This window comes from Fibrobacter succinogenes (assembly GCF_902779965.1).
Taxonomy (GTDB): domain Bacteria; phylum Fibrobacterota; class Fibrobacteria; order Fibrobacterales; family Fibrobacteraceae; genus Fibrobacter; species Fibrobacter succinogenes_F.
The window spans coordinates 1-13471 of sequence record NZ_CACZDK010000026.1 but is presented as its reverse complement, the minus strand read 5'-3'; the positions used below and the strand labels follow the sequence as shown (position 1 = coordinate 13471).

The 13471-nt window shown below is 44.0% G+C and carries 10 protein-coding genes and 1 pseudogene; 5 read left to right on the top strand and 6 right to left on the bottom strand.

Features of this window, described 5'->3' with window-relative positions; all coding sequences use genetic code 11:
• Positions 1 to 368: 368 nt before the first annotated feature.
• Both HUF13_RS11965 and HUF13_RS11960 read left to right on the top strand, forming a co-directional pair.
• Positions 369 to 3113 (top strand): outer membrane protein assembly factor, encoded by a 2745-nt coding sequence (locus HUF13_RS11965; protein ID WP_173475351.1) that lies wholly within the window; start codon positions 369 to 371, stop codon positions 3111 to 3113.
• An 18-nt stretch (positions 3114 to 3131) separates the two neighbouring features.
• Positions 3132 to 3647, top strand: coding sequence for an OmpH family outer membrane protein (locus HUF13_RS11960; protein WP_173475350.1), 516 nt, complete (start codon positions 3132 to 3134; stop codon positions 3645 to 3647).
• Between the two features lie 45 nt (positions 3648 to 3692).
• Here the strand turns inward: HUF13_RS11960 and HUF13_RS11955 are convergent, their stop codons facing one another.
• The 6 genes from HUF13_RS11955 to HUF13_RS11930 form a co-directional block, all read right to left on the bottom strand.
• Positions 3693 to 4700 carry a hypothetical protein gene (locus HUF13_RS11955; RefSeq protein ID WP_304039120.1) on the bottom strand — a complete coding sequence of 336 codons (1008 nt, stop codon included), beginning with the start codon at positions 4698 to 4700 and terminating at the stop codon, positions 3693 to 3695.
• 23 nt (positions 4701 to 4723) lie between these two features.
• Positions 4724 to 6763 (bottom strand): AAA family ATPase, encoded by a 2040-nt coding sequence (locus HUF13_RS11950; protein WP_173475348.1) that lies wholly within the window; start codon positions 6761 to 6763, stop codon positions 4724 to 4726.
• Between the two features lie 90 nt (positions 6764 to 6853).
• Positions 6854 to 7588, bottom strand: coding sequence for a hypothetical protein (locus HUF13_RS11945; RefSeq protein ID WP_173475347.1), 735 nt, complete (start codon positions 7586 to 7588; stop codon positions 6854 to 6856).
• Between the two features lie 10 nt (positions 7589 to 7598).
• Positions 7599 to 8378 (bottom strand): hypothetical protein, encoded by a 780-nt coding sequence (locus HUF13_RS11940; RefSeq protein ID WP_173475346.1) that lies wholly within the window; start codon positions 8376 to 8378, stop codon positions 7599 to 7601.
• Positions 8362 to 9465 carry a radical SAM protein gene (locus HUF13_RS11935; RefSeq protein ID WP_173475345.1) on the bottom strand — a complete coding sequence of 368 codons (1104 nt, stop codon included), beginning with the start codon at positions 9463 to 9465 and terminating at the stop codon, positions 8362 to 8364. Before HUF13_RS11935 ends, HUF13_RS11940 begins: the two co-directional genes overlap by 17 nt.
• Positions 9466 to 9675: 210 nt before the next feature.
• Entirely contained in the window at positions 9676 to 10329 is a 654-nt protein-coding gene (locus HUF13_RS11930) for an SIMPL domain-containing protein (protein ID WP_173475344.1), read from the bottom strand.
• A 207-nt stretch (positions 10330 to 10536) separates the two neighbouring features.
• On the opposite strand from HUF13_RS11930, the gene HUF13_RS11925 reads away from it, so the two are divergent.
• From HUF13_RS11925 to ettA, 3 genes and pseudogenes are all read left to right on the top strand, one after another.
• Positions 10537 to 11157 (top strand): CatB-related O-acetyltransferase, encoded by a 621-nt coding sequence (locus HUF13_RS11925; protein ID WP_369697081.1) that lies wholly within the window; start codon positions 10537 to 10539, stop codon positions 11155 to 11157.
• A gap of 81 nt (positions 11158 to 11238) precedes the next feature.
• Positions 11239 to 11676, top strand: a complete 438-nt coding sequence (locus tag HUF13_RS11920) for a hypothetical protein (RefSeq protein ID WP_173475342.1) — start codon at positions 11239 to 11241, stop codon at positions 11674 to 11676.
• A gap of 218 nt (positions 11677 to 11894) precedes the next feature.
• A pseudogene (gene ettA, locus HUF13_RS11915) lies at positions 11895 to 13471 on the top strand (energy-dependent translational throttle protein EttA); the annotation flags it as partial.

Genomic DNA, 13471 nt, shown 5'->3' with positions numbered 1-13471 from the left:
GGCGCAATCCTTGCCCATATATATGGGCGATGATGTCATCCCGACTTGTTTGTGGATGGTTTATGTAACACTTTCAAAAAATGTAAAGTACTCTTTAAAAGAGCGCCGCATCATCCTCCGTTTCGTCTGTCGTCAGATAGGTAGGAGACTCCCTTCAGTCGCGTCATCCTCCGTCAGAAGGATCCATACGGTTCTAACAGCACTTACAAGAATTATGGATTGTCGGCTGATTGCCCTTTTTTAAAAATGTTGAGTGGGCGGGAGCGTATATTTTTTGTATTTTTGGCAAGAAATTTTAATAAACTGCTTTTATAGGTAGGTCTATTCTGCGTTCCCGTTCGCTTTTATTCGTTCTTGCTTTGGTCGGTATGTCGAATGCCCAGTTGTTGGACATGTCGCAAATTTCCGACAAGTACATGGTTGAGAATAAGATTAACAAGATTCGTGTCGAAGGTACACATCACATGGACGAACGCTCGGTTTTAGGGCGTGTCGGCATCCGTACGGGGCAGAGCTTTTCCCCGTCTACGCTTTCAGAAAAGGTGCAAAACTCGGTAAGTTCGCTTTACGCTTCCGGTTTGTTTGACGATGTGACTGCATGGGTGGACTATGTGGGTGATGATGGTTCCTATGTGGACTTGGTCTTCAAGGTCAAGGAACTCCCGGCTCTCGATACCGCTATTTTGGATGGCTGCGACGAAGTTTCCGAAGATGATCTTCGTTTGAAAATCCACATGATTGCAGGCCAGGTTTACAGTAAGGCTCAACTGGAACGCACTCGCCAGGCTTTGCTCGACCATTACCGCTCCGAAGGCTTCCTTCTTGCCGAAGTGGGCTACCGCGAAGAACCGGTGGACGAATACCAGAACAAGGTGACCTTCGTGATTCGCGAAGGTTCCAAGGTGCGTATCCGTGGCGTCGAAGTGAAAGGCAACGATCATGTGCCGGTCGAAGAAATCACCGATCACATGCTTTCCAAGGAAAACCAGTGGTGGGGGGGCGGCGAATTCAAGGAAAACATCTTTGAAGCCGACCGCGATACCGTGCTGAATGTGTTCCGCCATTTCGGCTTCTTGGATGCTGAACTCAATGATTATCATGCCGAGTATCTCCCGGATTCTTCATGCTTGTTCTACCTTGGACGCATGGTGCCGGTTGGAGAACGCTTGGCTCCGCTTTACACGCAATTGAACGATGCTTTGGCCGATTCTACGAGTCCGTTCTTCAAGATGGCTGGCAAGCCGACAATGGAAGTGACGCACTATTATAGGCACATGCGCAAGGCCAGTGACAAAAATCCTGTGACAAGACGTGTGCAGCAGGTCAAGGATGAAGAAGGTGCCTGGAAAATTCTGAATGACATTATTCGTTATGAAAATGCCCGCAATGAATGGCTGGACTTGGTCAAGGACCAGAAGTGGAGCAACCCGAAGATTGATTCCCTCCTGAAAATCAAGAAGCGTACCGCTTACGAAAGTAAGCTCCTCGTGCGTTACATGATCGAAGACTTGATTCCGGCTCTCTACAAGTACGATAACATCAAGACTTCTAGCGATATCATTGTGCATATCGATGTGACTGAAGGTCGCCGTTACTACATGGGCGGGCTCCACTTTACCGGTAACGAAGTCCAGACCGATGCGATGCTTGGTTACGTGTTCCGTTTGGATAGCGGTGCCGTGTTTGACCAGTATCTTTACGAAGCTTCTCGCAAGGCTTTGCTTGATTCTTACCGCGAAGATGGCTACCTCTTTGCCCAGTTCGACGAAGAAAGAACTTTCGAAAACGATTCTATCGTGAACCTCGCCTACAAGATGAACGAAGGCTTGCCGGCTCAGATCCATAAGGTTCATGTGCGTGGCAATACCAAGACGAACGAAAAGGTCATCCGCCGCGAAGTTCGTTTGTATCCGGGCGATACGTACCGCCAGTCTGCTTTGGAACGTAGCTTCCGCGACATTATGCAGCTCAACTACTTTGACATGGTTGTTCCAGATATCAAGGTGGTGGGCGAACAGGAAGTGGATCTCGACTTTGCCGTTCAAGAAAAGCAGGCCGGTACAGGTCAGTTCAGCTTGGGTGTTTCTTATAGCGAAAGCGATGGCTTTGTCGGTACGGCTAGCATCTCCATCCCGAACTGCTGTATGGGCGATGGTCAGCAAGCCGCATTGAACCTCGAATACGGTGCCGACAAGAAGAGCGCTACGATTAGCTTTACGGAACCGTGGTTCCTCGACAAGCCGATTACGCTCGGTGCAAGCCTCAGCTATTCTTGGTGGAACATGGAAGACTATGACGACCACGACATTACCCGCTACGGTGGTAACATCTTTGCCGGTAAGCGCCTCAAGTGGCCGGATGACTACTTCTATGGTCAAATTGGTTATGGCTGGCTCATGAACGATCAGGGCCCGAATATCCCCAATAGCTATGTAGTTTATACAGGTATTGAATCGGCGTTCAACTTCCGCATCCAGCGTGACGACAAGAATTTGCCGCAATTCCCGACCGAAGGTTCTCGCTACGTGCTTGATGTGCAGTGGGCCAATAAGTACTTTGGCAGTGACTTTGAATTCATAAAGGCTGATCTTTCTATCAAGTGGTGGTTCCCGCTCTTCCGCGACCGTTTGACGATTGCCCTTACAAACGAATACGGTGTGATTTTCGGCGACAAGTTGCAACACCGCACTCTGTATAAAATGGGTGGCGTGCTTGGTTACGATGGTATGCTCCGTGGCTATAGCTCTGGTTCTATTGGTAATAGCCGCTTGGGCCGTAGCTACCAGTACATTGGTGCTGAACTTCAGCTTGGACTTGTGCCGCAGACATTCTACCTCTTGCCGTTCTTCTTTGATGCTGGTAACGTGTTTGGTGATCGCATTGATTCGGAAAAGAGAATCGATAAGCCGAAGAAGAATCCGCTCAGCGAATGGGATCCGACAAAGCTTAAGAAGGATATCGGTTTTGGTTTCCGCGTTGTGGTGCCGATGCTTGGTATTATCGGTTTCGACTTTGCTTGGCCGCTTGACCCGGGTGAAATTTCCAGCATGGGTACGCAGTACGGCAAGGTTGGCGATATGGAATTCAACTTTGTCATTGGTCAGTCTTTCTAACCTGACTGGAGGAGCGCTATGATTCGCAAGTTGATAGTTTTACTTTCGGTAGTTTTTGCCTGTGCAAGCTTTGCCGAAGATGGTCTTCGCATTGCCCATGTGGATTCAAAGATTATCTTTGACGGTTATAAGGGTACTAGGAAAGCTCAAGAAGAATACGACCGCCAAGTGGCAAAGTGGGAACAGCAGGCGAACCTTTTGCAGAAGGAACTTGCTGCCATCAAGGAACGTTTGGATAAGCAAGTCTTGATGCTTTCGGACGAAAAGAAACGCGAACTTGAAGCCGAATACAACAAGAAGGATACGGAACTCAAGTCATTCATCGACCGCGTTTATGGACGTAACGGCGAACTCATTTCCGAAAACGAAAAGGTGAGTGCCCCGATTATCCAGCTGATTCGCAAGGCCGTGAACGAAATTGCGCTCCAGGAAGGCTATGACATGGTTGTTGACCGTGCTACGGGCGCCGTGCTCTTCTGGAAAAAGGAAAACGACCTTACGAACAAGGTGCTGAACTATTTGAATAATAGGTAGTCGTTAGTTGGTAGAACTTAGAATTGAGTTGCTAGTTCTAAGTTACTATATAATCTTTGCGATTGTGTCTAATTGCCTACGGATTTCAGTAAAGTCTTTGTTCAAATCTAGACTTTTTACACTGATTCTGTTACCGCTCATTTTGTAGTCTTGGTCTGGTGAAATGGCCTCATTTGTTTTGGCATAAAGAAGCATCCCCGAAACGATTTTGTTGGCTGATTGAGTTTCGTACGCCAAGTTCTTTACATAGGTGAAGATTTGATACATGTTGTGTGAATGCTGGGTGCTAGAATTGTAGGTGCTTTGCAACATGCTATTGTAGTATTTGGTGTCAATAATCAGTATTCGGTTTTCTTTTTCGAGCGTCACATCTGTTTTCATAATAGGCAACATTTTATCAATTGAGTCATCCAGTTGCCAATTTAAATGCGGTGCATTTGCACTCAATTCCGGATGTTCACGACGAAAATATTCAAGTACAAATTTCTCGTATAGACGGCTCATTTTTTGATCGTCTTCATAAGATCGCTTTGTGCCTGTATCTTGATTATGGTTTATGAGCCACTCATCATATATCCAATGGCAAATGTAGATCAACATCTGGTATGTTGCGTTGCAACGATTAAAATGAATGTTCCAATCCACAATTCGTAAATCTATCGGCTCTACACAAGAAAAGTAGGTCAGTAGCTTATGAATTTTTTTCTTGCGTTCATGGGATACATCCTTGCTTTTCAAAAGAAGCGCGAATGTTTGTTTTAGAATTCTATTCAACAGGGCGTTTACAGTATATTCTTGAAAAGAACATACTAGCTCTCTTTTTTGTGAAGATATGTTTTTGATGGATTCCGAAAGCTCTATTTTTCCATGAGGGCATTTGAGGGATTCTGTTGCATCAATATAATCCCTCAGCAATCCACGCTTTATTTGAACCGTCACTCCGAGAATCAGAATTTCTGCATATAGGTTGTCTATATTGTCGAAAGATTCTGTTTCATCGGATAACGCTTTAAATGCGCCTTCCTTCAAACAGCGAAAGGCGTACGAAAGCATGTGATATATGTTCTTTACGAGAATCATTGAATCGATGCTCTGAGTTTATCGCTCCAGTTCTTTACTTTTTCAGGCTCGTCAAACCAATATTCTTTCAGGAGCGGAATGACATCATATTCAACAACCGACTTGAGCCATTCATTATCAATGGTTTCATTTTCTTCGAAGCAAAAGTAGCTGTGACCTATGCAAAATCCTTCACCAAGAGAATCATCGGCGGCGATTTCCTTATTGAGATTCTTTACGCATTCAATAAGATTGTCGTATTTTTCATTTTCTGCATTTTCACGCTTGCTTTCAAATTGCTCTGAATCAAATGCCGGTTTAACCTCAAAGAATGAAAAACGACGGCGTAAAGCATAGTCAATCATTGCAATGCTGCGGTCTGCTGTATTCATGAGACCAATGATGTATAAATTGGGAGGTACGGAGAATAATTCATCTTCGTATAGCAAACGTATTTGCTGGCCACGTTTATCGTTTTCGATAAGCATGAATAGTTCGCCGAAAATCTTGCTGATGTTTCCACGATTTATTTCGTCGATGATAAAGAAATAGTTGTTTTCTGAATCCTCTGCCGCTGTATTACAAAATTCATAGAACGGACCGCGTTTTAGCTTGAATCCATTTCCATCAGGACGGTAGCCCATTATGAAATCTTCATAACTGTAACTTTGGTGGAATTGAATCATTTTTACTCTTGATTTATCTATTTGCCCCATTATGGAGTAAGCTAGGCGCTTTGCCATGAATGTTTTCCCGACTCCAGGAGCTCCTTGCAGAATAATATTCTTTTTTCTCTTTAGCAAACCAACAAGTGAATCATAGCTTGATTCATCCATAAAGACTTTTTTTAAGAAATTTTCTTTAGAGTAAATGGATGGTGTTTGTGGTTTCGGCTCGATAGATGTTTTACCACCGATTTGCGTTGATTTCTGATTATCAAAAAATTCCTCAAGCTCGTTTCTTAAACCAGAATATTTTGTGATGTCGGTGAGCATCTTCATAGAGAATGCTCCGTCCTCTTTCAATTGGTAGTTGCAATTTGTATGTGTCCATTGCACTTTTCGACTGCAATAAAAGGAATCTTTGTTGGCATCGTAGGTGTAATCGCCTTGGACTATGCCGCGCCCAATAACTTTTGACATTCCATCTTTTGCATAAACAACATCGCCAATTTTCATTTCGTTTACGAATTGCCAAAAACCGAGAACATCGTTTTTATGAGATGATGTGTCGTGGTTGAAATTCTGCAAGGCTGTTCGATATTCTTCTTTAGTTTTTAAAGTACTCCAGTCAACAATGTTATCGTAGCCGATGGACATAACTTCATTCTTTTTGTCGTTATTCCAGTTGGTTGCTTTTGCACCAGGAGAGTAAACCCAGTAGCGAACGGTATCAGAATCGTCTAGAGAAAGATCACTTTCTTTCCAATATTTTGATATTTCTCCATCGTATAAAATATGTCCAAAAACTGTACCGAGGTTGCCTGAGTTATTGCATTTAATATCAAATGGTTCAAAGAATTTTTTTGCGGAATCAAAAAAAGAGTTTCTTTCGTAAGGAACCATGAAAATTTTTTCTGCAATCAGTTTACGATGCTTTTCACTTACATTTCCAAAATGTGTTGCAGGTTGATCCAAATATTCAATGGCGTTCATTACAGAATCTGGAGCATTGCTTGTTTTCTTATATGTAAGAAAGTGATGTAACCAGTCGTTTTGGCGAATGCCTGCTTTAGCAATGACACGGTAATCTTCGTATTTATTGTATTTCTTTTTATCGCAGGCATTCATGTCGCAATATGCGACAATAGAGAAAATCAGTTCTCTAATTTCAATAAGTGCGGGGTCTTGAGAATTCTTGATTTCTTGGAATCCCTCACTGGTAGAAGATTTTTCAATAAGGTTATCTAGAAGCTCTGGATTTATAGAGTATGCTTGATATTTTCTGAGGGCTTCTTGCCCTTTGGCAAGCCAAAAGTCTTCACACGCTATTTTAGCAGCGAGTTTTTTATCTGTTGCAATTTTGTTTCTTATCAAATTTTCAAGTTTATCGTCCATATTAGCCTCTCTACCTTCAATTATACATTTTGTCGCTTGATATGCGTTCAATTATTGCGAAAATAAACCTTGATTGGGGATAATTGTATTTCAAAAACATACAACTGCGGCAAAGTTTGCACTATTGCTTATCGGAAATGCGTGCTTGCGGAAACGTGCGTCAATCTTTTTTGCAAAGGAAATAATTTTTTGACCGTCATCAGTACAATACATCATATAGCCGTGACATTTTTTGTTCAGAAATTTATAGTATTGGTAGCTTCCGTCGCAAAATGGAGCTTCTGTGGTTTCGTCAGGAAAACTTTGAATGACTTCCCTATTTTTTTCTATGAATGCCTTTATTTTATCTGCGAACGGCCTGCTTGTTGCTTCTAGCACATAAGAGCGTTTTTTACTATCGCTGTTCCCGAACATTGTGTATATTCTTCCGTCATCGTAAAGAAGAGTCCCTTCGCTTTCAGGTACGTAGGTCCCTTCATCAATGGTTTCGTAGATTGTTTGGCCTAGCGGCTTTTCAAAGAAAAGAATATCTTGCAGTTTGTGGGTTTCACAAATGAATTTCTTTGCGTTTATGATGCTGTCGTCGGAGTCATAACAGGCATATTCTGCAATGTACCGAGCAAGGATTTTTTTGTCATAATTGCTCATGGTGTTGGCTACAAAATGCAGAAACTCCGAGATGTCTTGCGGAGATGTTTTTGCTTCGCAGACTTGCTTTTCGCATTCCCACGCGATTCGTTCAAAATCGGTCTTGTATGGGCATTTTTGTTGGGAGGGGGAATAGTGGTAACAATATTTCTTGTTTGTTTTTCTTTCTTCGCCCATGTGTATATCCTTATTTTTCTTTTTTAGGATTTTTGAATACATGACCGCACTGTAAGCACATTAAATCGTCTTTACTGGCATTTTGATTGACATAATCCTCTGAAAGTGAATAAATTTCGCCGTCTTTCAGTGTATTCGCTTTTGGGAATTTCGTTTTTTTATCAATTTTTATTTGGCAAGCTATTATACCTTCGCATTTGGGGCAAACGCAATCTGCTATTAAGGCGTTTTCGTTTCCGACAACCATTAAAATCTTTTTTGATAAATTTATTCTTTCCGCTTCACGATTTGACAAAATTGTATCTTTCAATTCTTTCGCGTGTTCCTCGAAACCATTTTGATTCATGAACCTGTGTATTGCATTGTAATCTTCGTTACGGTTTTGAAAATTCTTGTATTCTTCGCGCAAACTCAGAATTTTATTCACTTCGTCTTCGGTGAATAATTGCAGTGGCTCGTTGTCTTCTAAATAGTGACCTAGGGCTTCTCCATAATGCCAACGCGAAAATTCTAGCATTTCTATAGAGGGTGAATTGCATTTGGGACAGTATGAAGATTTTTTTACGCCAATCCCTGCTTTTAACCATTTATGATTGCATGCTTCACAATGCTGGATGATTTTAATGGGTGGACCGTAAAGGATTCGTATTGTATTTTCAAAAGGTTTAAATTCTCCATTGCCCCTTTTGGTGCCACATTGGTCGCAATATCGGGCCCCCTTCAACAGAGGCGCTTGGCAGTTTCCGCAACGTCCACGATATTCTTTTGGCTTTCTATTTATTTTGACCATGATGATCCTCCAGCATTTTGAAAACGCAGTAATTGGGTTCGTTGTTTTGGAAGTTCCAGGTATGGGTTGAATCTCCCATGCAAAATTCCCTTTCGCTACATTGTTGGCATTGCGAATTTAATTCCGCCTTATCTTGACGGAAAATTTCAAACCGGTTTTTCCAAACATCTACGAAAGAATCTTTATAAATGTTTCCCTGTATTGTTAAATCGTTCCGTTCAATGTCCAGACATGCTCCGATATCGCCATTTGCCATGACGCTTGCGATTTTAGTTCCCGCTCCGCATTGAAAGTAAAAATCGCGAACCATATACTCGTATTGCATTCCGAGATAGTGCGAACAACCTAAATTAATTTCCATGTTGTTGCTTGGATTAAATCGGGTCTGTTTAACGAAATCGAGCAGCATTTTGTATTCGTGAGCGTCGAGGAACATCGATGAATTGTCCCTGGCTCTGCCGATGGGTTCGATGTTCGCAATTTTCCATGATTCGATTTTCTCATCGCAAAGGAATTCGTATAGGATATCTAGTTCTTTCAAATTGTTTTTGTGGACAACGGTTACAACTTCGGGATATAACCCTGCTTTTTTCGCATTTCGGATACCTGTCAGCGCTTGTTGGAATGCATTTGGGGAACATCGAAAGTTGTTATGAGTCTCTTCCAGACCATCCAAGCTAATAGAAATTGTGTCCAGTCCAGCTTTCTTGAACTCTTCACCGACTGTTTCGGACAATAAGGTTCCGTTAGTCGTTATTCCGCAAGAAAAATTTAAATGCTTGGAATAGGCGATGATTTTGAATAGTTCTTTGTTCAAAAGTGGTTCGCCGCCTGTGATGCAAATGAATATCTGTGATGCATCGTATTCCTTGGCGACTTCGTCCAGCACTTTTTGGGCGGTCTCAAAAGGCAAGTAGTTACGGTTTGTGGATAGGCAGCCGCTGCCGCAATGCTTGCATTTTAAATTGCAACAATCGGTCACTTCAAGGAACAAGTATGCGAGTTGCGGACTTTTCCACAATTTTCGCTGGTATTCTGCCAACGAGCGCATGTTTTTTCGTTTTGTCGCGTATAAATCTTTCATCATCTCTAAATATACAATCGAAAAATGTCAAATTATGACTTTTTTAGGCGCTTGGAAAATTTTCGCTTTGTCTTACCCTCTTTAACATTTCCCCTCAATCATAACATTTCAAAATGTTATAATCGCGGAAAAATGTTATAATTAGCGAATTTAATGTAGAATCACGAAATTTTAGTTTATAACTTGTTGATCCGTTGAAATCGCGTGTTAGTTTTACTCCAAATACCACACGGTTTCGATCGTGTCGCCGGCCTCGATATCGTCGGGAGTGTAATCGATAGAGCAGTTTTTGTCGCCAAAGCCGCCGTCGCATATGGCCAGCCGTTCTTCATGGTAGTTGATGTCGATGCTCCGCTTAGAGTAATCTGCGCTGATAATGCCGCCGAGCTTATGCCCCAATGTCGCTGCGATGATTTCGGCTTTTTCGCGAGCGTCTTTGACGGCGGATTCCAAAATTTGCAGCTTGACATCGTGCGAGTCTTTTTTGATGAATGCGATGTTCACTTCGAGTTCGGGCCATGCTTTGCCGAGTGCGGACATGACTTTGGAGGTGATGATGCTGTCTAGCGGCAATTCGATAGCGAGATTTTGGTGCAGTTTGAATCCGACAAAGACGAACTTGTCTTCTTTGTGCTTGTACTCCGTTTCTTTGGTTATAGAAAAGTTCGTGGTTTTGAGCGAATCTTTCGGAATATTCAGTTTCTCAAGCGTTTCTCGCAGGTTTTTATTCCCGATTGCGGCTTCGGCGTACGCTTTTTCGTACGTGTCATGCAGGGAATCCACTTCGAAAGTGAGTCTCGTTGTGTCGGGGGTGGTTTTGACGAATCCTGTACCCATGACGCGGATTGTTTTCTGTTCTTGGCTCATAAAGACCTGCATTGGGTTGTTTTTTGTTAATGTATATTTCTTTAATGTCATAAAATGACGTTTTGTGTATGGTGCGTAAAAAAGATCTTCCAATCAAGTTTGGAATGACTGTGCGAGGCGGGGCTGACAGGTCTGTTTGCTTTTTATTACTTTTCTCCATATATCCCACCTACGGAGGTCCCCATGCCAAACACACTCCCTGATCCGATGACTGTCCACCCGATTGCGGGTTATGACAAGGAAATTTACGTGAAGCCGACGCTCAAAAATCTGCAGATTGTCGTGGGGGATTTTACCTACATTGCCGATAGCGATTTTGTGAGCCACGTGACGCATCTGTATCCGTGGAATGATGACAAGCTAATCATCGGGAAGTTCTGCCAGATTGCTGCAGGCGTGGAGTTCGTGATGAATGGGGCGAACCATCAGATGAATGCGGTTTCGACGTTCCCGTTCTACACATTGCAGGGTTGGAATATGGAGCCTCCTGCCAAAGAAAATTTGCCACTTAAGGGCGATACGGTGATTGGAAACGATGTGTGGATCGGGCAGAATGCGGTGATTTTGCCGGGGGTGAAAATTGGCGATGGCGCAATCATCGGTGCAAATGCGGTTGTCGGGAGCGATGTGGAGCCTTATACGGTTGTAGTGGGGAATCCTGCGCAGTTTATACGCAATCGTTTCGACGAAGAATTGACGGCGCTGATGCTCCGGTGGAAATGGTGGGATAAGCCTGTCGAAGAAATCAATGCGCTGATTCCGATTCTCACGAATCCTGATTTGGCTTTTGTCAAGGCGAAAATCAAAGAATTCCTCGCTGGTGATTGATGCTTGTAATTTGTTTGAGTAAAGGCTAGAGTTTCGTTGTGTAACGCATGTCGTTGTGATTCGTAAAAAGGTGTCTTGAAAATGAATGTTTTTGATAAAGTAAGTGTATTTGGCTTGAAAAAAGCGGGCTTGATAAATCTCGCTGTTGGTGGAATAAATGTGCTTATCCATGTTTCTGTAATTGCGGGTTTGTTGCCTTATGTGTGGGTGAATGGTGGACGGACCGAAAATTTTGAAATGGCTTGTTCTATTTCTGCTTCAAGTATTGTGGTGACCCTAATTGGCATGATTATAACGCTTGTGGGTGCAAAAATTATTCCTGTGAAATTTAATCGCTTTTGTGGAATTGCCTTTACGGTGTTTTTGGTGGCGATGCTGCCGCTTGCTTTTATGGGGATTATTCAGCAGTTTTGGGGAACTTTGTTTGAAAAAAGCTTCTGTAGTATCCTTACGATTGCTGGGTTTTTGACTTCTTTCCGAATTGCGTTTGAAAAGCGTTGGCCCCCAAAGAAAGCCTAAAAATATTTCTATATTCAAATTGACGAAAATAAGGAAAAAATAACTGGATCCTTCACATTCGTTCAGGATGACTTCGTCCTGAAAACTTTAAACCTCATACCCAAAAGGACCGAAGGTCTGCGCTCATAGCTCAAAGGGAGCGAAGCGACCGACCTCATACCTCGAAGCGAAGCGAGCAAATTATGGCCGAAAATAAAGCAGAAAAATTCGTTTTCTACATGTACAAAATGACCAAGTCCTATCCGCCTACAAAGAGGTGCTGAAGGACATTTCTTTGAGCTTCTACTATGGCGCAAAGATTGGTATTATCGGCCAGAACGGTGCCGGTAAGTCGACGCTCCTCCGCATTATGGCGGGTATTGACAAGGAATTCCAGGGCGAAGCTTGGATTGAACCGGGCCGCACCGCAGGCTACTTGCCGCAGGAACCGCAGCTGGACCCGAACTTGACTGTCAAGGAAAACGTGATGCAGGCCGTTGCGAAAAAGCAGGCCGTGCTTGACCGCTTCAACGAAATTTCCATGAAGTTTGCTGAACCGATGGAAGACGACGAGATGAACAAGCTTCTCGACGAACAGGCAAAGCTTCAGGACATCATCGATGCTCAGGATTTGTGGAGCCTCGACCGCAACATTGAAATTGCAATGGACGCTCTCCGTTGCCCGCCGGGCGACTGGCCGGTGACAAACCTTTCCGGTGGTGAAAAGCGCCGCGTGGCTCTCTGCCGCTTGCTCCTCGAAGAACCGGATTTGTTGCTCCTTGACGAACCGACGAACCACTTGGATGCTGAAACGGTCGCCTGGCTCGAACGCCACCTCCGCGAATACAAGGGCTCCGTGATTTTGGTGACGCACGACCGTTACTTCCTTGACAACGTAACGAACTGGATTTTGGAAATCGACCGCGGTCGCGGCATTCCTTGGGAAGGCAATTACGCCCAGTGGCTTGACCAAAAGCTTGAACGCATGAAGAACGAAGAAAAGGGTGAATCTGACCGTCAGAAGCGCCTCGCTCGCGAACAGGAATGGGTCAAGCAGAGTCCGAAGGCTCGCCAGGCGAAGAGCAAGGCCCGTCTTAAGGCTTACGAAGAACTCTTGGCCGAAGATTCTAAGGAACAAATTAAGGTGGCGCAAATCCACATTGCAAACGGCAAGCGTTTGGGCGATATCGTTATCCAGGCGGAACATTTGCAGAAGGCCTTTGGTGAAAAGGTGCTGTTCGACGATTTGAACTTCAGCCTGCCGCGCTCGGGTATCGTGGGTATTATCGGTCCGAACGGTGCTGGTAAGACGACTTTGTTCAAGATGATTATGGGCCAGGAAAAGCCCGATGGCGGTACGCTCAAGATTGGTGAGACCGTGGAAATCATCAGCATGGAACAGGGCCGTGAAAGCCTGGACGATTCCAAGACGGTTTGGGAATCTATCACGGGTGGCAATGATGAAATCTTGGTGGGCGACCGCAAGATGAATGGTCGTGCTTACTGCGGCCTCTTCAACTTCACGGGTGCGGCTCAGCAGAAGAAACTTTCGCAGCTCTCTGGTGGTGAACGTAATCGCGTGCTCATGGCAAAGAACTTGCAGAAGCCGGGCAACCTTTTGTTCCTCGACGAACCGACGAACGACTTGGATATCGAAACGTTGCAGGCTTTGGAACAGGCTATCCTCAAGTTTGCAGGCTGCGCCGTGATTATCTCCCATGACCGCTGGTTCCTGGACCGCATCGCCACGCACATCCTCGCTTACGAAGGCGATTCCAAGGTGGTGTGGTTCGAAGGCAACTGGAGCGAGTACGAA

Excerpts from the sequence above, each read along its gene's own strand:
- HUF13_RS11920 (WP_173475342.1), top strand. The coding sequence starts at position 11,239 with ATGAATGTTTTTGATAAAGTAAGTGTATTTGGCTTGAAAAAAGCGGGC.
- HUF13_RS11965 (WP_173475351.1), top strand. The coding sequence starts at position 369 with ATGTCGAATGCCCAGTTGTTGGACATGTCGCAAATTTCCGACAAGTAC.
- HUF13_RS11955 (WP_304039120.1), bottom strand. The coding sequence starts at position 4,700 with ATGCTTTCGTACGCCTTTCGCTGTTTGAAGGAAGGCGCATTTAAAGCG.
- HUF13_RS11940 (WP_173475346.1), bottom strand. The coding sequence starts at position 8,378 with ATGGTCAAAATAAATAGAAAGCCAAAAGAATATCGTGGACGTTGCGGA.
- HUF13_RS11935 (WP_173475345.1), bottom strand. The coding sequence starts at position 9,465 with ATGATGAAAGATTTATACGCGACAAAACGAAAAAACATGCGCTCGTTG.
- HUF13_RS11945 (WP_173475347.1), bottom strand. The coding sequence starts at position 7,588 with ATGGGCGAAGAAAGAAAAACAAACAAGAAATATTGTTACCACTATTCC.
- HUF13_RS11925 (WP_369697081.1), top strand. The coding sequence starts at position 10,537 with ATGACTGTCCACCCGATTGCGGGTTATGACAAGGAAATTTACGTGAAG.
- HUF13_RS11930 (WP_173475344.1), bottom strand. The coding sequence starts at position 10,329 with ATGAGCCAAGAACAGAAAACAATCCGCGTCATGGGTACAGGATTCGTC.
- HUF13_RS11960 (WP_173475350.1), top strand. The coding sequence starts at position 3,132 with ATGATTCGCAAGTTGATAGTTTTACTTTCGGTAGTTTTTGCCTGTGCA.
- HUF13_RS11950 (WP_173475348.1), bottom strand. The coding sequence starts at position 6,763 with ATGGACGATAAACTTGAAAATTTGATAAGAAACAAAATTGCAACAGAT.